The organism is Mesorhizobium sp. WSM4817 (assembly GCF_055811135.1).
In genome coordinates this window covers 437,412-457,658 of the sequence record NZ_JBVVQQ010000002.1, presented here as the reverse complement: position 1 = coordinate 457,658, position 20,247 = coordinate 437,412, and the positions used below count along the sequence as shown (strand labels likewise).

20 protein-coding genes and 1 riboswitch are annotated in these 20,247 nt (G+C 63.9%); of the genes, 13 read left to right on the top strand and 7 right to left on the bottom strand.

The genetic code is table 11. The annotated features are described in order from the left end of the window. Nucleotides 1-68: 68 nt before the first annotated feature. The 9 genes from AC0L2K_RS04810 to AC0L2K_RS04770 all read left to right on the top strand — a co-directional run bounded on the left by AC0L2K_RS04810 (nt 69) and on the right by AC0L2K_RS04770 (nt 8,975). Nucleotides 69-983, top strand: coding sequence for an ABC transporter permease (locus AC0L2K_RS04810; RefSeq protein WP_473530752.1), 915 nt, complete (start codon nt 69-71; stop codon nt 981-983). Between the two features lie 3 nt (nt 984-986). Next, nucleotides 987-1,910, top strand: coding sequence for an ABC transporter permease (locus AC0L2K_RS04805; protein WP_128168007.1), 924 nt, complete (start codon nt 987-989; stop codon nt 1,908-1,910). Beyond that, the gene (locus AC0L2K_RS04800; RefSeq protein WP_473530751.1) at nt 1,907-3,547 is read left to right on the top strand and encodes an ABC transporter ATP-binding protein; all 1,641 of its coding nucleotides are present in this window, start codon (nt 1,907-1,909) and stop codon (nt 3,545-3,547) included. The genes AC0L2K_RS04805 and AC0L2K_RS04800 overlap by 4 nt, the downstream gene beginning before the upstream one ends. A gap of 82 nt (nt 3,548-3,629) precedes the next feature. Next, nucleotides 3,630-3,746, top strand: a riboswitch (TPP riboswitch). A gap of 100 nt (nt 3,747-3,846) precedes the next feature. Beyond that, on the top strand, nt 3,847-5,676 hold the full coding sequence (gene thiC / locus AC0L2K_RS04795) for a phosphomethylpyrimidine synthase ThiC (protein WP_473530750.1): 1,830 nt from the start codon (nt 3,847-3,849) through the stop codon (nt 5,674-5,676). Then, the gene (gene thiO / locus AC0L2K_RS04790; RefSeq protein ID WP_473530749.1) at nt 5,673-6,674 is read left to right on the top strand and encodes a glycine oxidase ThiO; all 1,002 of its coding nucleotides are present in this window, start codon (nt 5,673-5,675) and stop codon (nt 6,672-6,674) included. Before thiC ends, thiO begins: the two co-directional genes overlap by 4 nt. Beyond that, the gene (thiS, locus tag AC0L2K_RS04785) at nt 6,643-6,840 is read left to right on the top strand and encodes a sulfur carrier protein ThiS (RefSeq protein WP_128168003.1); all 198 of its coding nucleotides are present in this window, start codon (nt 6,643-6,645) and stop codon (nt 6,838-6,840) included. The genes thiO and thiS overlap by 32 nt, the downstream gene beginning before the upstream one ends. A 4-nt stretch (nt 6,841-6,844) precedes the next feature. Continuing rightward, entirely contained in the window at nt 6,845-7,618 is a 774-nt protein-coding gene (locus tag AC0L2K_RS04780) for a thiazole synthase (RefSeq protein ID WP_128172631.1), read from the top strand. After that, nucleotides 7,615-8,220 (top strand): thiamine phosphate synthase, encoded by a 606-nt coding sequence (locus AC0L2K_RS04775; protein WP_128247493.1) that lies wholly within the window; start codon nt 7,615-7,617, stop codon nt 8,218-8,220. Before AC0L2K_RS04780 ends, AC0L2K_RS04775 begins: the two co-directional genes overlap by 4 nt. Then, a complete protein-coding gene (locus AC0L2K_RS04770; RefSeq protein WP_128172630.1) occupies nt 8,211-8,975 on the top strand; it encodes a hydroxymethylpyrimidine/phosphomethylpyrimidine kinase in 765 nt (254 codons plus the stop codon). The genes AC0L2K_RS04775 and AC0L2K_RS04770 overlap by 10 nt, the downstream gene beginning before the upstream one ends. A 116-nt stretch (nt 8,976-9,091) precedes the next feature. Here AC0L2K_RS04770 and AC0L2K_RS04765 read toward each other — a convergent pair whose 3' ends face one another. The 7 genes from AC0L2K_RS04765 to AC0L2K_RS04735 form a co-directional block, all read right to left on the bottom strand. Continuing rightward, on the bottom strand, nt 9,092-10,060 hold the full coding sequence (locus AC0L2K_RS04765; protein WP_473530748.1) for an ABC transporter ATP-binding protein: 969 nt from the start codon (nt 10,058-10,060) through the stop codon (nt 9,092-9,094). Nucleotides 10,061-10,062: 2 nt separating this feature from the next. Further along, nucleotides 10,063-11,070: an ABC transporter ATP-binding protein gene (locus AC0L2K_RS04760; protein WP_473530747.1), complete on the bottom strand. Its 1,008-nt coding sequence runs from the start codon at nt 11,068-11,070 to the stop codon at nt 10,063-10,065. Nucleotides 11,071-11,072: 2 nt separating this feature from the next. Next, the gene (locus AC0L2K_RS04755; protein ID WP_473530746.1) at nt 11,073-11,990 is read right to left on the bottom strand and encodes a dihydrodipicolinate synthase family protein; all 918 of its coding nucleotides are present in this window, start codon (nt 11,988-11,990) and stop codon (nt 11,073-11,075) included. A gap of 19 nt (nt 11,991-12,009) precedes the next feature. Then, complete coding sequence (locus AC0L2K_RS04750; protein WP_128247498.1) at nt 12,010-12,912, bottom strand: ABC transporter permease; 903 nt, start codon at nt 12,910-12,912, stop codon at nt 12,010-12,012. Further along, on the bottom strand, nt 12,912-13,871 hold the full coding sequence (locus tag AC0L2K_RS04745) for an ABC transporter permease (RefSeq protein WP_027154064.1): 960 nt from the start codon (nt 13,869-13,871) through the stop codon (nt 12,912-12,914). The genes AC0L2K_RS04750 and AC0L2K_RS04745 overlap by 1 nt, the downstream gene beginning before the upstream one ends. 81 nt (nt 13,872-13,952) lie before the next feature. Beyond that, the gene (locus AC0L2K_RS04740; RefSeq protein ID WP_473530745.1) at nt 13,953-15,539 is read right to left on the bottom strand and encodes an ABC transporter substrate-binding protein; all 1,587 of its coding nucleotides are present in this window, start codon (nt 15,537-15,539) and stop codon (nt 13,953-13,955) included. A gap of 40 nt (nt 15,540-15,579) precedes the next feature. Beyond that, nucleotides 15,580-16,329, bottom strand: a complete 750-nt coding sequence (locus AC0L2K_RS04735; protein WP_023801363.1) for a FadR/GntR family transcriptional regulator — start codon at nt 16,327-16,329, stop codon at nt 15,580-15,582. A gap of 110 nt (nt 16,330-16,439) precedes the next feature. Between AC0L2K_RS04735 and AC0L2K_RS04730 the strand changes: the two genes are divergently transcribed. The 4 genes from AC0L2K_RS04730 (at nt 16,440) to AC0L2K_RS04715 (ending at nt 20,214) form a co-directional block, all read left to right on the top strand. Beyond that, the gene (locus AC0L2K_RS04730) at nt 16,440-17,411 is read left to right on the top strand and encodes a Gfo/Idh/MocA family protein (RefSeq protein WP_473530744.1); all 972 of its coding nucleotides are present in this window, start codon (nt 16,440-16,442) and stop codon (nt 17,409-17,411) included. Further along, nucleotides 17,408-18,403, top strand: coding sequence for a Gfo/Idh/MocA family protein (locus AC0L2K_RS04725; protein WP_023801361.1), 996 nt, complete (start codon nt 17,408-17,410; stop codon nt 18,401-18,403). The genes AC0L2K_RS04730 and AC0L2K_RS04725 overlap by 4 nt, the downstream gene beginning before the upstream one ends. Beyond that, the gene (locus tag AC0L2K_RS04720; RefSeq protein WP_473530743.1) at nt 18,393-19,346 is read left to right on the top strand and encodes a dihydrodipicolinate synthase family protein; all 954 of its coding nucleotides are present in this window, start codon (nt 18,393-18,395) and stop codon (nt 19,344-19,346) included. Before AC0L2K_RS04725 ends, AC0L2K_RS04720 begins: the two co-directional genes overlap by 11 nt. Before the next feature lie 97 nt (nt 19,347-19,443). Continuing rightward, nucleotides 19,444-20,214: a TIGR01458 family HAD-type hydrolase gene (locus AC0L2K_RS04715; RefSeq protein WP_473530742.1), complete on the top strand. Its 771-nt coding sequence runs from the start codon at nt 19,444-19,446 to the stop codon at nt 20,212-20,214. The last annotated feature ends 33 nt before the right edge of the window (nt 20,215-20,247 follow it).

The window sequence follows — 20,247 nt, the reverse complement described above, 5'->3', positions numbered from 1 at the left end:
CCAGGCGGTCGTCGCCCTGCGCCCCCTGACCCGCTGCCTCCGTCGATATCCGCCGAAGGGCATCCGAAATGATAATCTATCTTGGACGCCGGGCGTCGCACAGCATCCTGTCGGTCATCGGTCTTTTGACCTTGGTTTTTTTCCTGACACGGCTCACCGGCGATCCTTCCGCCTTGTACCTGCCTCTGGACTCGACTGCAGAAGCTCGGGCCGCGTTCGCGCGGTTGAACGGCCTCGATCAGCCGATCCATTGGCAGTTTCTGGGATATCTGCGCGATCTGCTGCAGCTGGATTTCGGTGAATCGCTGCGCCAGAACCGCTCGGCGATGCAGGTCGCGCTCGAGGCGTTCCCGGAAACGCTGAAGCTGGCCGTCGTCGCGATCACGCTGTCGACCGCCTTGGCAATCCTTGTCGGCTCGCTGGCGGCCGCGTGGCCAGGCAGCATCTTCGACCGTATCGCCAGCCTCGTCTCGCTGGCCGGCGCAAGCGCGCCGGATTTCTGGGTCGCCATCGTCGGCATCCTTGTCTTCGCCGTGGGGCTCGGGCTTTTGCCGACATCGGGCACCGGCACCTGGGTCCACTGGATCATGCCGACCTTCGTGCTGATGCTTCGCCCTTTCGGTCTCCTGGTGCAGGTCGTGCGCGGAACCATGCTGTCGGCGCTTGCCTCTCCATACATCAAGACCGCAAGGGCCAAGGGCCTGCCGCGGCAGAAGATCATCTTCGGCCATGCGCTTCGCAACTCGCTGCTGCCCGTCGTCACGGTCGCCGGCGACCTGGCGACCAGCCTCGTCAACGGCGCCGTCGTCGTGGAGTCGATATTCGGCTGGCCCGGCATCGGCAAGTTGATGATCGATTCGATCATCCAGCGCGATTTTGCCGTCGTCCAGTCGACCATCCTGGTGACGGCAACCGCCATCTTCATCCTGAACATCGCGATCGACCTCCTCTACGCGGCTCTCGATCCGCGCATCCGGTACTGAGCCATGACGATCATCACCCCCGACATCAAGCCGGCGGCCGTTCCAGGCAGCGGCCGCGTGCTTTTCGCCTATTTGAAGCGCGACAGGCTTGCGCTCGCCGCCGCCATTTTCCTGGTGATCGTCGTGCTCGCTGCGGTCCTCGGCCCGTGGCTGGTGGGCGATGCCGCTTCGCGGCTGGGCCTGCGCCAGCGCAATCTTGCCCCGTTCTCGCTGGCCAGTGGCTGGATCTACGTCCTTGGCGCCGACACCCTCGGCCGGCCCATCCTGGCCAGGCTGATTGTCGGCGCGCAGAACACATTCGGCATTGCCGCGGCGGCGGTGTTCGCGTCGATGCTGGTCGGTGGAACGCTGGGCCTGATAGCGGGCTATTCGGAGCGCTGGTACAGCCATCTCATCCTGCGCCTCGCCGATGTCGTCATGAGCTTTCCCTCGCTGCTGCTGGCGCTCATCGTGCTCTACACGCTGGGTCCGAGCATCACCAACCTGGTGATCGTTCTCGCCGTGACGCGCATGCCGATCTACCTCAGAACGGCGCGCGCGGAAGTGCTGGAGTTGCGCGAGCGCATGTTCGTCAGCGCGGCGCGAGCCATGGGCGCGAAGCCGGCCCGGATCATCATCCGGCACATCGCCCCCCTGGTCCTGCCGACATTGGTGACGATTTCAGCCATTGATTTCGCGACCGTCATTTTGTCGGAATCGGCGCTGAGTTTCCTTGGCCTCGGCATTCAGCCACCCGACTTCACCTGGGGCGCAATGGTCGCAAACGGCCGCGGCTATCTCGCCACCGCCTGGTGGATCGCATTCTGGCCGGGCCTTGCAATCATGCTGACGACGCTGTCGCTCAACATCCTCTCGAACTGGGCGCGCACCGTCGCCGATCCGCAGCAACGCTGGCGCCTTCAGACATTGCGAAAAGCTGCCCGATGAGCAACGCGACCATTCTCAAGGTGGAGTGTCTGACCGTCGATTTTCTTTCGGACGATGAACCGATACGCGCCGTCGACGATGTCTCTTTCCACGTCAGCCGTGGCGAGACGCTGGTGATCCTCGGCGAAAGCGGTTCGGGTAAGAGCGTCAGCACCAGCACGGTGATGGATCTCATCGACTGTCCGCCAGGCGACATCGTGGCCGGCTCCTGCCTCTTCGATGGCGTCGAACTGTCAGGCCTCGGTGCCGAGGCGCGCCGAAGCATCAACGGCCGCAGGATTGCGATGATCTTTCAGGATCCGCTCGCCTATTTGAACCCGGTCTACACGGTGGGGCGCCAGATCGAGGAGGTCTATGAGAGCCACGGCGCAGAGAGCGGCAAGGGCGCACGCGCCAAGACGATAGAACTGCTTCGGCGCGTCGGCATTCCAGAGCCGCAAAACCGCGTCGACTTCTATCCGCATCAGTTCTCGGGCGGACAGCGCCAGCGCGTGATGATTGCCATGGCGATCGCGTTGAAACCGGACATCCTGATCGCCGATGAGCCGACGACTGCCCTGGACGTCAGCGTGCAAGCGCAGATCCTCGATCTGCTGCGCGATCTCCAGCGCGAAACCGGCATGGCGTTGATCATGATCACCCACGACCTCGAAGTCGCCGCGTCCATGGCGGACCGGATCATCGTCATGAACGGCGGCAAGGTCGTCGAGACAGGCATCGCCAAGGAGGTCTTCAGCAATCCGCAGCACCCCTATACGCGCCGCCTCATCGCCGCCCTGCCCCACGGCAACGCAGCGGAGGCGCCGAACAGGCGTTCGACGGCGATCGCCGGCGAGACGCTGCTCAAGGTGGAACATCTCACCAAGCACTATGAGCTTGCTTCCGGAGCTTTTAGCAGCAAGCGGACGTTCAAGGCGGTGGACGACATAAGCTTCGAGGTCAGGAGAGGAGAAACGCTCGGCATCGTCGGCGAGTCCGGCTCCGGCAAATCGAGCGTCGCGCGCATGCTGTTGGGGCTGAACGCGCCAAGCGCCGGCAGCGCGGTCTTTGCCGGTGAGAACATCTTCGACATGAATGGAAAGCGCCTCATGGCGTTTCGGCGCAAGGTCCAGATGGTCTTCCAGGACCCATACGGATCGATGAATCCGCGCATGCGCGTTTATTCGATCATTTCCGAGCCCTGGGTGATCCACCGCGATATCCTGCCGAAGGACAGGTGGAAGGCTCGCGTGGCAGAGCTCCTGGAACTGGTGGGGCTGCTGCCGGAGCACGCCGAGCGCTACCCGCATCAGTTTTCCGGCGGCCAGCGGCAGCGCATCGCCATTGCGCGCGCGCTTGCCAGCGAGCCGGAACTGATCGTCTGCGACGAGGCGGTTTCGGCGCTCGACGTCTCTATCCAGGCGCAGGTGATCGACCTTCTGGCCGACCTCAGGACGAGGCTCGGCCTCTCCTATATCTTCATCACCCACGACCTGCCGATCGTGCGCCATTTCGCCGACCGGATCATGGTCATGAAAGACGGAAGGATTGTCGAGGAAGGCCAAACCGCGGCGCTGTTCGGGGCGCCTCGCCACGACTATACGCAAAGCCTGCTGCAGGCCGTGCCGCAGCCCAAATGGCTAACGCAGGCTCAATAGTTCGTCCGCGCGCGCCCAGCAAGCGTTGCCGATTGATGGGCCGAATGCGCTTGACAAAATGGCGATCGCCCGCTCAATTTGACCCATTCACCAGGGGGGTCCCGGCAAGGGGCTGAGATACTGCTGGCTTTCGCGGCGCAGTGACCCGTTGAACCTGATCCAGTTCATACTGGCGTAGGGACGGTGCAAGCGCTTTGCGGAGTCCATGCCCGAAAACCTGTAAGCAGGCAGGCAGAAGCGTCTTTTCATCCTTCCGGCACAGAACTGGGTCTCCAATGCATGAGCAAAGGAGCCTCAAAATGAATGCCATTTCCCCCGCCGTGTCGACGGGACCGCTGCCCGCCTCAAGGAAAATCCACAAACCCGGCCTGATTCACCCGCAGATCAGGGTGCCGATGCGGGAAATCGCCGTCCATCCGACGGCAGGCGAACCGCCTGTCACCGTTTACGATCCGTCCGGCCCCTATACGGACCCGACTGTCGAAACCAGCATCGAAAAGGGCCTCGCCAGGTTTCGCAATGAATGGGTGACGGTGCGCGGCGACGTCGAATTCCACGATGCCCGCAGTGTCAGGCCGGAGGACAACGGCTTTGCGTCAGGTGAGCGCCTGACGCCGGAATTTCCCGTGCGCCACCGGCCGCTAAAGGCAAAAACGGGCCAAGCGGTGACGCAGCTTGCCTATGCGCGCGCCGGGATCATCACCCCCGAAATGGAGTTCGTCGCCATTCGCGAGAATCTCGGCCGCGAGAGCTTACGCGGCGGGATGCAGCGCGACGGCAACTCTTTCGGCGCGGCAATCCCGGACTTCGTCACGCCGGAATTCGTGCGCGACGAGATAGCGCGCGGACGGGCTATCATTCCCGCCAACATCAACCACCCGGAGAGCGAGCCGATGATCATCGGCCGCAATTTCCTGGTCAAGATCAATGCCAATATCGGCAATTCAGCCGTCACCTCGTCGATGGCCGAAGAGGTCGAAAAAATGGTCTGGGCGATCCGCTGGGGAGCCGACACCGTCATGGACCTGTCGACCGGTCGCAACATCCACAACATCCGCGAATGGATCGTCCGCAATTCGCCTGTGCCGATCGGAACCGTGCCGCTCTACCAGGCGCTTGAGAAGGTCGGAGGGATCGCCGAGGACCTGACCTGGGAAATCTACCGCGATACGCTGATCGAACAGGCCGAACAGGGCGTCGACTATTTCACCATCCATGCCGGTGTGCGGCTGCACTACATCCCGCTGACGGTCGACCGGGTCACCGGCATCGTGTCGCGCGGCGGTTCCATCATGGCGAAATGGTGCCTGCATCATCACCACGAAAGCTTCCTCTACGAGCATTTCGAGGAAATCTGCGGCATCTGCCGCGCTTACGACGTGTCGTTCTCGCTCGGCGACGGCCTTCGTCCCGGCTCGATCGCCGACGCCAACGACGCGGCGCAGTTCGCCGAACTGGAAACGCTCGGCGAGTTGACAAAGATCGCCTGGGCCAAGGATTGCCAGGTCATGATCGAGGGGCCAGGCCACGTTCCGATGCACAAGATCAAGGAGAACATGGACAGGCAGCTCGAAGTCTGCGGCGAGGCGCCCTTCTACACGCTTGGGCCGCTGACCACCGACATCGCACCCGGCTACGACCACATCACCTCAGGCATCGGCGCTGCGATGATCGGCTGGTACGGCACGGCGATGCTCTGCTATGTCACGCCCAAGGAGCATCTCGGTCTCCCCGACCGCAACGACGTCAAGACGGGCGTCATCACCTACAAGATAGCCGCGCACGCCGCCGACCTCGCCAAGGGTCATCCGACAGCGAAGCTCCGCGACGATGCGCTGTCGAGGGCGCGGTTCGAGTTTCGTTGGGAAGACCAGTTCAACCTGTCGCTCGACCCCGAAACCGCGCGCTCCTTCCACGACGAGACCTTGCCGAAGGAGGCGCACAAGCTGGCGCATTTCTGCTCGATGTGCGGGCCGAAATTCTGCTCGATGCGCATCTCCCACGACATTCGGGCCGAGGCACAGAAAGAGGGCATGGCGGCGATGGCGGCGAAGTACCGCGAGGGCGGCAATCTTTACATGCCGGTGGACGGCGAACCGCCCATGCCGAAGATGCCGGAGCCGTCATGAGGCTGCTGGTCAAAGGGGCTGGCGTCGCCGGCCTCACCGCCGCCTTCGAACTCGCCGCCCGCGGTGCTGCGGTAACCATTGCCGAGACCCGGCATGGCCTTGGCGGCAACGCATCATGGATGGCCGGCGGCATGCTGGCGCCCTGGTGCGAGCGCGAAAGCGCCGAGCAGCCGGTGCTGGATCTCGGACGCGATGCCGCCGACTGGTGGGATGCGGTCCTGCCGGGTCATGTCACGCGGGCCGGAACGCTCGTTCTGGCAACGCCGCGGGATGCGGGCGAACTCGACCGGTTTGCAAGCCGCACGTCGGGTCATCGGCGGATCGACGAAGACGAAATCGCGCTCCTGGAACCCGATCTCGCCGGCCGCTTCCGTCGCGGGCTGTTCTTCCCGGGCGAAGCCCATCTCGACCCACGCCGTGCAATGGCGGCGCTGCATGAAAAACTCGCCGGAAGCGGCGTCGAGTTCCGCTTCGGAATGGACGCCCTGCACATGACGGGATTCGACCGCGAGATCGACTGCATAGGAATGGCGTCCAGCGATGAAAGGCTTCGCGGCGTTCGCGGCGAGATGCTGATCCTGCGTACACCGGACATCTCGCTGTCGCGCCCGGTCAGGCTGCTGCACCCGCGTTTGCCGCTCTATCTGGCGCCGCGCGCCGACCACCATTTCATGGCGGGTGCAACGATGGTCGAGAGTCTGTCCACGGAGCCGGTCACGGTGCGGGCGATAATGGAACTCCTGAACGCCGCCTATTCGGTTCATCCCGCCTTCGGCGAGGCCGCGATCGTTGAGACGGGCGTCGGCATTCGCCCGGCGTTTTCCGACAACCTGCCGCGCGTCGAAGCGCATGGCAGGACCGTCGCGATCAACGGGCTCTACCGCCATGGTTTCCTTCTGGCCCCCGCCATGGCGCGTCGGGCGGCCGACCTTGTTTTCGATGCTGACAAACCGGTGGAACTTGCTGATGAAACTGACGGTCAACGGCGAAGCGCATGAGATCACCGCCGCCACCCTGGCGGAGCTTCTCGCGGCGCTCGACTACGAAGGCAACTGGCTTGCAACGGCAGTGAACAGCGAGGTTGTGCACGCGACTGAGCGGGCGCTGTTCCAGCTGAAGGACGGCGACCGGATCGAAATCCTCTCACCCATGCAAGGAGGTTAGCAACGTGATCGAGCTTTACGGAACCAAGCTTCCGTCGCGCCTGCTTCTCGGCACCGCACAGTACCCCTCGCCCGCCATTCTTGCCGATGCGGTCAAGGCATCCTGCGCGTCCGCGGTGACCGTCTCATTGCGCCGCGAAATGGCCGGCGGCAAGGGTGGCGAGAAATTCTGGTCACTTATCCAATCGCTGCGGCTGCATGTCCTACCCAACACCGCCGGTTGTCACTCCGTCAAGGAAGCCGTCACGACCGCAAATATGGCGCGCGAGGTCTTCGGCACGAACTGGATCAAGCTCGAGGTGATCGGCAATCATGACACGCTGCAGCCTGACGTCTTCGGCTTGGTCGAGGCCGCGCGAATCTTGTGCGACGACGGCTTTGCTGTATTTCCTTACACGACGGACGATCTCGTCGTCGCCGAGCGATTGCTGGAAGCCGGATGCAGGGTGCTCATGCCCTGGTGCGCGCCGATCGGTTCTGCGCTTGGACCGGTAAATATCACCGCGCTCCGCTCGATGCGCGGCCATTTCCCGGATGTCCCGCTGATCGTGGATGCGGGCCTCGGCCGCCCATCTCACGCGGCTCTCGTGATGGAACTCGGCTTCGACGCGGTGCTCCTCAACACGGCAGTGGCCAAGGCCGCCGATCCGATCGGCATGGCGCGCGCGTTCGGCAAGGCGGTCGATGCCGGCCGTGAGGCGTATCGCTCGGGCCTGCTCGAGCCGCGCGACCTCGCCGTCCCATCGACCCCGACAATTGGCCGGGCAGTCTTTCAATGAAACTCGATCCTTTTTATCTGATCGTCGACAGCGCCGCCTGGATTGAAAGGCTGGCGCCGCTCGGCGTCAGGCTGGTGCAGCTTCGCGTCAAGAACCTCGACGAGGCTGCGTTGCGCGCCGAGATCCGCAAGGCGAAGGCCTTGTGCGCCCGTTACAAATGCCAGCTCATCATCAATGACTTCTGGCGGCTGGCGATCGAGGAGGACTGCGATTTCATTCATCTCGGACAGGAAGATCTGCAAGCGGCGGACCTTACCCGGATAAGGGCTGCGGGTCTCCGTCTCGGCCTCAGCACGCACGACCATCTCGAACTCGAAACAGCCCTTGCCGCCAGACCGAACTATATCGCGCTCGGCCCAGTCTATCCGACCATCCTGAAACAGATGAAATGGGCGCCGCAGGGGCTCGAACGGCTTGGCGAATGGAAGCGCCGGATCGCGCCGACACCTCTGGTCGCGATTGGCGGCCTCAATCCCGACCGGATCGAGGGCGTCTTCGGTGCCGGTGCGGACAGCGCCGCGGTAGTGACCGACATCACATTGGATGCCAATCCGGAAGCGCGAACGCGCCAGTGGATCGAAAAGACGAGCCGATGGCGTTGAGGCGCGAACCGCATGTGCTTGTCGTCGGCGGCTCGGACTCCAGCGGCGGCGCCGGCATAGTCCGCGACATTGAGACGATCTCCGCCCTCGACTTGCGCACCTGCCTTGCCATTACCACCGTGACGGTGCAGACGCATGAAGCCGTCACGCAAATCCACAATTTGCAACCCGGTCTGGTGGCCGATCAGATGCGTGCCGCGCTGCAAGCCAATGCGGTCGGGGCGATCAAAATCGGCATGCTCGCGACGGAGCAAACCATCGTCGCCGTCGCGGATGTGCTGCGCCAAAACCCACAGATACCGGCAGTCATCGACCCGGTGCTGGTCTCTTCTTCGGGTTGGCCGCTTCTGGACACAGGCGCTATCGGCGTCCTGAAGCATGAACTCATCCCGCTTTGCCGTCTCGTCACACCCAACCTCATCGAACTGGCTGTCCTTGCCGGCTCAGACCTGGCCATCGACGAGGACGGCGCATTGCAACAAGGTCAGAAATTGCTCACCGCCGGATTGCAGGCCCTGCTGATCAAGGGCGGCCACGCCGCGGGGTGTCGATCGACGGACATCCTGCTGCGCGCCGATCAAGAGCCCATCCGCTTCGATGCGCCGCGTCTTGGCGGATCGATGCGCGGGACGGGTTGCGCGCTGGCCAGCGCCATCGCCGCGCACCTGGCAAACGGAAGCCTGCTTGAAGACGGCGTGCGCAAAAGCAAGCTGTTGGTTTTCGAGAAGCTTCGGAAATCGATCTCTCGGGATTGAGGCGGTTGAGCTTGGCGGGGGCTTTTCTGGGCAGCAAGCTGGCGGCCGGTTCTTGGCCTTCCTTCGGAGAGTCTCTCAGACAGCACGCGAAGTAAATCGCCTTGTCGGGTCTTGTCTCAAGCGATGTCGTCGCGAATGCAGGCCTTCAAATGGCCATCGGACGTTGTTGCCCGTAATGGCGGGACGATGCCGGCGCAAGCGTCGAGGGCAACCGGGCAGCGGGTTCGGAAAACACACCCGGTCGGCGGATTTGCCGGGCTTGGAATGTCGCCCTTCAGCACCTGCCGGCCTTGCCTGGCCAGCGGGTCGAGCGACGGAATGGCCGAGAGCAGCGCGCGCGTATAGGGATGCTGCGGCCGGGCATAGAGCGCGGCAGCAGGCGCGACTTCCATGATGCGGCCGAGGTAGAGAACGATCACCGTGTCGCAGATATATTCGACGACGGCCAGGTCATGCGAAATGAACAGCATGGTCAGGCCGAGCCGGACCTGCAGGTCGCGCAAAAGATTGATAATCTGCGCCTGAATGGAGACATCGAGGGCAGAGACCGGCTCGTCGGCGACGATGAATTCGGGTTCGAGCGTAAGCGCCCGGGCGATACCGATGCGCTGGCGCTGCCCGCCCGAAAATTCGTGGGCGTAGCGATCATAGGCGTCGACTGGCAACTCGACAGCGGCAAGCGCCTTCTCAGCCTTCGCCCGCCGCTCGCGCCTGCTGCCGATGCCCTGAATATCCAGGCCTTCAGTCAGGATCTGACCGATGGTCATGCGCGGCGACAGGCTGGCGAACGGATCCTGGAAAATATACTGCATCTTGCGGCGCTGGCGGGCCAGCCGCCCGGCGCTCAGCTTGGTGATATCGACGCTGGCAAACCTTATTTCGCCGGACGTCGGCTCGATGAGACGCAGCACCGAGCGGCCGATCGTGGTCTTGCCCGACCCGGATTCGCCGACGAGGCCGACCACTTGGCCGCGCGCGATGTCGAAGGAAATATCGTCCAGCGCCCTAACGACAGGACCGCGCGAGAACGCCGTCGGCGCAAAATGCTTGGTCAGGTTCCTGACTGAAAGGAAGGGAGCGTCCACTGTCAGAGATCCTCCCAGCGCAAACAGCGGCTTTGCTGGGTCGACGTCGCCGCGAACAATGGCGGTACAGCAGTGCGGCAGGCATCGACAGCCAGGGCGCAACGCGGCGCGAAAGAGCAGCCCTTGGGCAGCAAGGCAAGCGATGGAACATTGCCGGCGATGGTCGGCAGCGGCGTTCCTGCTGCCTTGAGCGTGGTGGCTTGGCCAAGCCGCGGCACCGAACGCATCAGCCCGGCGGTGTAGGGATGACGCGGACGGTTGAACACCTCGCTCACCGGACCCGATTCCACGATGCGCCCGGCATACATCACCGCGACCCGGTCGGCGATCTCGGCAACGACGCCGAGATTGTGCGTGACGAATAGAATGCCCATGCCGCGTTGCGCCTGCAGCGCGGCCAGCAGGTCGAGAATCTGGGCCTGGATAGTGACGTCGAGGGCGGTGGTCGGCTCGTCGGCGATCAACAAAGTCGGATCGCACGACAAGGCCATGGCGATGGTGGCGCGCTGGCGCATCCCTCCCGACAGCTCATGCGGGTATTGCCGCGCCCGCCGATCAGGGTCGGGAATTCCGACCTGAGCCAGCAGCCGCACGGCATCAGTGGCCGCATCACGGTGCGATCTGCCGAGATGGATGCGGATCGGCTCGGCGATCTGTTCGCCGATGCTGTAGACCGGATTGAGGCTGGTCATCGGCTCCTGGAACACCATGCCGATGTCGTTGCCGCGCACCTTGCGCAGCGACTCGGGATCGAGGCCGGTCAGTTCGGTGACCGTGCCGTCCCTGCGCCGCAGCGCGATCGAGCCCACGGCAATGCGTCCGACCTTCTTCGGCAGCAGGCCGATGATCGACAGGCTGGTGACCGACTTACCCGATCCCGACTCGCCGACCAGCGCAACCGTCTCGCCCGAACCTATCACCAGGTCGACGTCCTGCACGGCGGCGATGTCGCGTCCGGCGATACGGAACACCGCTCGCAGACCGGAAATCGAGAGGATCGGAGCGTCCACGGTCAGCGCAGCAAGCCGACGTCGCGAAGGATGATGTCGACCTTTGCGGCTTCCTCGTCGTTCAGGCTGCGTTGCGGCCGCGCCATGGTGTTGGAGGCGATGATGCCGAGGCTCCTCATCGCGGTCTTGAAGGCACCGACCCCGGCCGAGCCGGCGCTCGTCCTGCCGAGCGAGATCCAGACGATCTCGAACAGCTTCAACAGCCGCTCCTGCTCCAGGCGGGCCTCGGCGTGCTGACCCGCCTGCATCAGGTTCCACAGCCTGACGTAGCCGTGCGGGTCGACATTGGCGAGGCCCGGCACGACCCCATGCGCGCCCATCGCAAGCACGCTGTCGACCAGGATCTCGGACCCGGTCATGCCGAAAAAATTCGGGTCGTTGGCCATGTCCTTGAGCACATAACGCAGATTGCCGTCGTCACCGCTGGAATCCTTGATGCCGGCGATAACGCCCTCGCTGGCAAGGCCGACGGTGGTCTGGCGCTCCAGCTTGACATGGACGCAGACCGGGATGTCGTAGGCGATGATCGGGATGTCGACTGCGTCCTTGATGTAGCGGAAGTGATCGCCGATCTCGGGCTGGCTGGTGCGGGCATAGAACGGCGCGGTGACCACGACGGCGTCAGCGCCGGCCGATCTGGCTGTCAGGGCGTGGTTGATGACGCGATCGGTTGTCGGGTCGATGACCCCGGCGAAGATCGGAACGCGGCCATTGTTGACCTTGACCGCGTGCTCGATGATGGCCCGGCGGCCGGCCTCGTCATGGAAGACCACCTCGCTGGTCGAGCCGAGCACGAACAGGCCGTGAACGCCGCCGTCGAGCAGGTTTTCGATGGTCCGCGTGAACGACGCAAAATCGACACTGAGATCGGAATGGAGTGGGGTGACGACGGGTGGCACGACACCGGTGAACAGGGGCATTTTTTCAAAAACCTTCAGGTCAGTTGAGATCGGAACGAGGGTCGAATGCATCGCGCAGGCCATCGCCGATGAAGTTGATGGCCAGCACGGTGAGCACGAGTACGGCGCCGGGAAACATCCATTGCCAGGGGTATTGCTCGAGCACCACGGTGGAGCGGGCGAGATTGAGCATGTTGCCCCAACTGGCTTCGGGCGGTGCGATGCCGAGGCCGAGGAAGGAAAGGCCGGCTTCGAGCAGAATGGCATTGGCGATCTGCAGCGTGGCGTAGACGACAAGAATGTCGATGCAGTTCGGCAGGCCGTGGCGGAACAGGAGATGCGGCAGCCCTGCCCCCATGCCACGGGCGGCGACGACGAAGTCGCGCTCGCGCAGCTCGAGCAGCCGGGCGCGCACCATGCGCGACAGCACCGGCCAGGAGAGCAGTGAGATCACCAGGATGGTCGGCGCGATGCCGGTGCCGGCGATCGAAGCGAGCACGAGCAGGAAGATCACCGGCGGCAGCGTCATTGCGAGGTCGACGAAGCGCATCACCGTGCCGTCGACAAGGCGCCCGCCGAAGCTGGCGACAGCGCCGACCAGGAAGCCGATGACGATCGAGATGGCGACCGAGCAGACGGCGACCAGCAGCGAGATCCGTCCGCCCTGCAGCAGCCGGGCCATGACGTCGCGGCCGACGCCGTCGCTGCCGAGCCAATGAATGGCGGACGGCCCCTTGTTGATCGCCCTGAGATCGATGGCGTTGGGGCTGAACGGCCACCACAGGGAATAGGTCGAGACCGCCAGCAGAATGGGGACGACGATAAGCAGACCGGCGCGCGCCGCACGATTTTCAAAGAACCGGCCGAGCGCGCGGCGAAGCGGTCCCTTGGTTTGCGGCCCGGCTGTCGGGTCGATTGTCGGAGCTGGTGCGGTGATCGTCATCACGACACCTGGATGCGCGGGTCGACGACGGCATAGACGATATCGGTCAGGAGATTGACCAGAATGACGCAGATGCCGATTACCAGAGTGGCGCCCATGATCACCGGGTAGTCCCTTGTGCCGACGGCGTTAACCAGCAGCAGGCCCATGCCCGGCCAGTTGAACACGCTTTCGAGGAAGATGGCGCCGCCGATCGCTATGCCGACCGTCGACCCGATCAGGGTGATGACCGGTAAAAGCGCATTGCGGGTTGCATGCTTGATGATCACCCAGAATTCGCGCACGCCCTTGGCACGTGCGGTCCGCACATAGTCCTGGTTGAGTACTTCCAGCAGCGACGCGCGCATGTAGCGCATGATCAGCGCGGCGTGTCCGATGGACAGCAGGCAGGCGGGCAGGACCAGGTGCGCGAGCACGTCCGCTACGGAAAAAGGGGCGCCGGCGGTCTGCATGCCGCCTGATGGCGCCCAGCGCAGCAGCACCGAGAAAAAGTACAATCCCAGAAGTGCCGTCAGAAACGCCGGGCTGGAGATGCCGACGAAGGAAACCACCGACAGCGCGATGTCGGGCAGCGTGTTACGGCGGACGGCGCTGAAGATGCCGGCGGAAATGCCGAGCACGATGGCGATGGCCAGGCCGGTGCCCATCAACAGCGCGGTCGGGCCGATGCGCTCCATGACCAGCGGCAGCACGCCAACGCCGCTGCGCTGGATCGAATAGCCGAAGTCGCCGCCGAGCGCAGCGCGAAGCCAGGCGAGGTATTGCACGGGAAGCGGCTGGTCGAGCCCAAGCCGGTCGCGCAGGACTTCGAGGTCGGAAGCCGACATCGGGCTGGACGGATTGATATAGGCATCGATCGGATCGCCGGGCGCCAGCCGCAGCAGGATGAAGATGAGGACGCTCAGGGCGACCAGCATCAACAGTCCTGTAGCGCTGCGGCGGGCAATGAAACTCAGCATTGGCTGTCCGTGGCGATGGTGAGCGGAGCCGGCATCGTGCCGGCCCGTATCATTGGTGGGTCGGAATGGCCCGCCAGCGTTCTACTGGATGTCCCAGCGTTCCGGGTGAGCCGCATAAGGACCGCCGCCCGGCGCCGGCGTCCAGACAAAGTCACGCAGCTTGTTGGAGGCTACGCCATAGCGGTTGGCCACCCATAATGTCGCCCAGGGCAGATCCTTGTTCATCACCTTGCAGACTTGCTGCCAGGATTGGTCGATCTTGGCCGGATCGGTCTGGGCGAACGCAGCGTCCAATGCGGCGCTGAGATCATCGAACTCGATGCGCATGGTGTTGAAGCCTGCCGGCGGAATCTGGGACTTGTTGAGACCCGGGCTGATGCCGGCCGGATTGGGACCGTTCTGCAGGCCGGCATAGACCATCGCAAACGCGTTCCAGTCCGGCGTGCCTTCCTCGTAGACGATGCCGTTATAAGTAGGCGTATCGACGACGCGCGGCACCACATTGATCCCGACCTCGGCCAGCATCGACTGGATGGCAGCCATCACGTTGGCGGCTTGCGGCGAGCCGTAATAGGTCAGCAAGGTGATCGGCTTGTCGCCGTTGATCTTGTCCCAGCCCGCCTCGGCAAGCAGAGCCTTGGCCTTGGCCGGATCATAGGCATAGGCTTCGAGACCTTCAGGAAGCAGGTGCGGCGCGACGTAGCCGCAATTGGCCGGTTTGGCCGCGCCGCCATAGAGGCTCTCGATGATGGCATTGCGATCGATCGCGTACATGATCGCCTGGCGCACGCGAACATCCTTAAACAACTCGACCTTCTGGTTGAGGCCGATGTAGTTGACCACATAGGAGGCGCCCTCGATCACCTTGAAATTGCTGTCGCTCTTGAAGGTTACCGCGTCGTCGGGCTCGACATAGGTGAACTGGATTTCGCCGGCGCGCAGCGCCGCAACGGCCGCCGCCGGGCTCTCGAAATACCTGTTGATGAGCACGTCGACCTTCGGCTTGCCGCCGCGATAGTCGTCATCCGCGGCCAGTTCGACATATTGATCGCTGACATAGCGCTTGAACTTGAAGGGGCCGGTGCCGACCGGCGTCGTGGACCACCATGTGCTCGTGGCCAGCGTTTCCGGCGGCATCGCGGCCAGGGCATGCTCCGGCAGGATCATCACCTGCGAGAGAATCGACAGGAAGGAGCCGTTGGGCTTCGACAATTTGACGACCACGGTGCGATCGTCCGGCGCGTCGACCGACGCGATGTCGCCGAGGCGCGCGGCAAACAGGCTGCCGGACGCCTTGTTCCTGGCGAGCTCAAGCGTGAACTTGACGTCCTTGGACGTGAACGGCTTGCCGTCGTGCCAGCTCTCCTGGGCAAGGTTGAACGTGTAGGTCAGCTTGTCGTCGCTGACCTTGTGGTCCTTGGCCAGATCGCCTTCGAGTTCGGTCAGTTCGGCGTTGTAGATGACCAGCGGTTCAAAATAGGTGCTGAGCCAGGTAAAGCCGCCGGTCGCAGCCAGCGGATTGAAGTTCTTGGGAAAGCCGCCGGGGCCGACATCGAAGCCTCCGGTGATGGTCTTGGCGCCCTGTGCCTGGACGCTGGTGGCAAGGCTAATGCCGCCGAGCAGCAGCCCGGTAATGGCCAGATGACGAGCTATAGTTCTGACGCGCATGGTTTCCTCCCTTGGCATTGTCAGGTAGTTCGGCGTTGGGTCAGGTAATCCGGTTTTTGGCGATCACTTGCTGAATACCCCTGTAGTGGTCGTCGAGGCGCTCGCGCGCCCGGTCGACGTCCTTGGCGGCGACCGCCTCGACGATCTCGTGATGGTCGCGCCAGGTCGCCAGCGGCGTCGGATTGTCGAGGCTGGTGAAATTCGAGGCCTTGTTGAACGCCACCCAGAAGATGTCGATCAGCGCGCTCAACATGTGATTGTTCTGGCAGCGGAACAGCAACTGGTGGAATTGCTGGTCCTCTTCGGCAAAGCTCTCCTGGCGCTCGGCGCGCCGCCGCATGCTTTCGGTCAGCTGGCGCAGCGCGGCGATGTCTTCGGCGCTGATCATCTCGATGGTTTTTGCGATCAGGCCGGTTTCAAGGACACGGCGGATCTCGCGCAGTTCCTCGACGTCGCGTAGCGAATCCTGCAGGCCGTATGCCAGATTATCCAGCAACGGCTTGAACGAGAATTCCTTGACGAACACGCCAATGCCGCGACGCGTCTCCAGAATGCCGATCGACTCCAGTGCCTTGATCGCTTCGCGCACCGAGTTGCGGCCGACGCCGAGTCGCTGCGCCAGGAAGGTCTCCGGAGGCAAGGGGTCGCCCGCCTTGAGCTGGTTGCTCTGGATATATTTCCTCAGGCTCTCCTGCACGCTGACGTGAAGCAGCGGCGGTCGGGCCAGCGGTTCGATCGATTTTTGGTCCGGGTTCAACTTGGGTTCCGAGCTCAACTTGGGTTCCGGCATTTTTCTCCCAGCGCCGCTGCAATTGCGGCCGATGGCGCGTCGCGTAGCGGTCGATGCTTGTAGCATAGCGACTTGTAGGATATCCTGCAAGCAAGAGGATTACACGCTGAATGAAGATCGTCCTGGCCGGCTCAAGCCATTGGCACGCCGAAATGCATCTCGACGCTGCATGTTTTTGCGGCGCCGAGATTGCCGGCATTTGGGATGAGGACGCGCAGCATGCGCGCGCCTTCGCGACGCGCCATCATTTGCCGTTCATCGCCGATTTTGCGAAAATCCTCTCCGGCCCGCCGGACGCGATCCTGCTGATGGGACACCCTTCGACGGTGCCGGCGCGGGCCCGTGCCGTGATCGAAGCCGGCATACCGCTGATCCTGGAAAAGCCGGCGGCCAGCAGCACCGCAGCGTTGGCCGCGCTCAGCGAGTTGGCGAGGCAGCACCAGGCCTTTGTCAGCGTTCCCCTGCCCAACCGCTTTGGGCCGGCCGCCACTGCCTTTGAACGGCTGCGCAGCCAAGGCCGCGCCGGTGCGATTGCGCATTGCCAGTTCCGGCTGGTCAATGGCCCGCCGCAGCGCTATGCGGCCGACGGCGTCGCCTGGGTGGCGGATCCGGCGATCGGCGGCGGCGGCGCGCTGAGGAACCTCGGCATACACGGCGTCAATGCCGCGCTCGGCCTGGCAACCGGCGCGCTCAGGCTAAAAACCGTTTCGATCGAGAACCGCATTCACCGCGCCCCGGTCGAGGACCATGCGCTGCTTGTGCTGCAAGACGCTGCCGGAGCGTTGTTCGTCGTCGAGGCCGGATACACTTTTGCTTCGATGCGCCCCGGCGGCGATTTCGAATGGCGTATCGTCAGTGAGAATGCGACCCTCATCGACTATGGCGAGCGCGCCTTCTGTGCGACGCTCGACGATGGCGCTATCATCGAATTGCCGATCGAATTGCCGGCGACGCGCTACCGCCTGTGCACGAGCGACACGCTCGACCGGCTGGCTCGAAAAGCGCCGCCGGCGACTTCGATCGATGACTATGTTGCGGCGATGTCGCTGATCGACGCCGCGTATGAAAAGGCAGGACGATGATTGGAATAGGTATTATCGGAGCGGGCGATTTCGGCGCCGCCCATGCAAGGGCAATCAAGCAGTTACAGGGCCTGCATCTCGTCGCATCGTGCCGCGGGAACAACGATGCCCTGGCCGCCTTCACCAGCGAACATGGTGGTCGCGGCTACACCGACTGGCGCAAGCTGCTGGACGACAAGGAAGTCGAGGCAGTCCTCATCGCCAGTCCTCACCATCTCCATGCCGAAATGGCGATCGGCGCGGCGAACGCCGGCAAGCATATCATGCTCGAAAAACCGATGGCGCCGACGGCGGCGGCCTGCGATGCGATCAACGCCGCCGTGGCCGCCGCTGGCGTCAAGCTGATGGTCGCCCATCTCATGCATTTCGCGCTGCCTTGCATGGCGGCCAGGCAAATGCTTGAGCAAGGAACGCTCGGCCGGCCGCTCGTCGGCTCGAGCTGGATCATCAAGCTGTGGATGGAGCACAATCGCCGCGACTGGCATCTGCGCAAGGCCACCGGCGGCGGCATGCTGTTGACGGCCGGCATCCATGCGCTCGACCGCCTCGTCTGGCTCATGGATGACGACGTCGTGTCGGTGAGCGCCATGCTTGGCGCCATGTCCCATGACCAGGAAGCCGACGACACCGCCCTGCTCGGACTGCGCTTCGCCGGCGGCGGGCTCGGCCAGGTGCAGAGCGTCGGCTATCGCAATGGCGCGGCCGGCTACGTCATGGACCTGGTCTGCGAGCAGGCAACGCTGCGCATCGACATGGACCGCGGCACGATGCTTGGCCGCGACACGGCCTGGACCGACCTGCCCGGCTCGTTCGAGCCGAACTGGATGCATGCCGCGCTGGTGCGCGAATGGAGCGCGATGCGCGATGCCATTGCCGACGACAAGCCGGTGCCGGTCGACGGCGCTTATGGCCGCAAGATCATCGCCATTATCGAGGCCGCCTTTGCGTCGAACGAAACGCGCCGCGAGCACGAGATCGCCGATGCGCCCTGAGCTCGACGATCACCCGAGCCACTTGCCCGCAGACGCGCCGCGCGGCGTCTGGGGCGCGGTGATGCTGGCCATCGACGATCGCGGGGCAATCGACTGGGAAGCGACGGAGGAAACGATCGCCCGGCTCTGCGCATCAGGCGTCGACGGCATCTATTCCAACGGCACGGCCTGCGAATTCCACTGCCAGACCGAGCCCGAGTTCGACCGGCTTTGCGCCCTGGTGGCCGCGATTGCCGGCCGCGCGCGCCTGCCCTTCCAGATCGGCATCAGCCAGTCCAATCCGCGCGTCGCACGCGAGCGGCTGATGCGGGTGTCGGCGCTTCGTCCGGCCGCGGTGCAATTCACCTTGCCCGACTGGTGGCCGCCCAGCGACGGCGAGGTCATGCGCTTCGTCGGCGGCCTGTGCGAGACCGCGCCCGACATGCCGCTGGTGCTCTACAATCCACCGCATGCCAAGCGCCGCCTGACGCTCGAAGGCATCGCCAGGCTGCGTGCAGCGGTGCCGTCGCTGGTCGGCGCCAAATTGCCGGGCGGCGACGCCGGTTGGTACGCCGACATGCGCCGCGAACTGCCGGGATTTTCGGTCTTCGTGCCCGGCCATACGCTGGCGACGGGATTTGCCCAGGGAGCGCATGGCAGCTACTCCAACGTCGCCTGTCTTAGCCCCAAGGGCGCGGTAATGTGGTGGCAGACGATCGGCACCGACGTGGCGGCCGCTGCCGAGGTCGAGACGCGCATCCAGGCCTTTCTCGCCACCCACGTACTGCCCTTTCGCGCTCGCTATGACGTCAGCGATGCGGCGCTCGACAAAGCGATGGCGGCGGCCGGCGGCTGGGCGCCGCTTGGCCCGCGACTGCTCTGGCCTTACAGCTCGGTCCCCGACGAGGCGATCGCGACGCTGGCCGAGGCCGCACGCATGACCTTTCCCGAATGGTGGCAGTGACCTCGGCTATCGCATGTGCCTGCCCCCTGATCCAAGGGGAACAACCATGGCCTGTTCCGGATTTGACGCCTGACAGACTCGTGGTCATGCTGGACCGATGACAAGAGGTGTATTGCTGGACCTCGCAGGCGTCATCTATGATGGCGACACCGCCATACCAGGCGGGATCGACGCCGTCACGCGTTTGCGCCAGGCCGGCTTGGCCATACGCTTCATAAGCAATACCACGCGCTCGTCGAAACAGAGCGTTCTCGAACGTCTGCAGGCGATGGGACTCACCGTTACCGGGGCAGATGTTTTCACCCCGGCGCACGCTGCACGCGATTGGCTGCTTCGCAATGGCCGAGCGCCATATTTGCTGATTCACCCCGGCCTTGCGCCGGACTTTTGCGAACTGCCAGATCGCGACAAGCGCGCCGTCATCGTCGGCGATGCCGGAGACGCCTTCACCTATGCGGCGTTGAATGACGCGTTCCGCGAGCTGAGCGCCGGGGCCGAATTGCTGGCCCTTGCCACCAACCGGACGTTTCGGGATGCCGACGGCGAGCTCAGCCTCGATGCCGGGCCATTCGTCGCGGCATTGGAATTTGCCTCGCTGAAACGCGCAACCGTTCTCGGCAAGCCGTCGTCGGAATTCTTTCTGTCGGCGCTGGCAAGCATGGACTGTCCGCCGGACCAGGCGATCATGGTCGGCGACGACGCCGAGGCCGACATAGCTGGCGCGCTAAGCGCCGGACTGTCGGGCGCATTGCTGGTGAGGACCGGCAAATACCGGCACGGCGACGAGAAACGGTTTGATCCGCGCCCGACCGCAACCATCGCCGATCTCGCGGCGGCGACCGACTGGATCCTTGCGCGCCGGGACTGAACTGGCCGCACAGCGTGCGCTTCGCTCGAGATA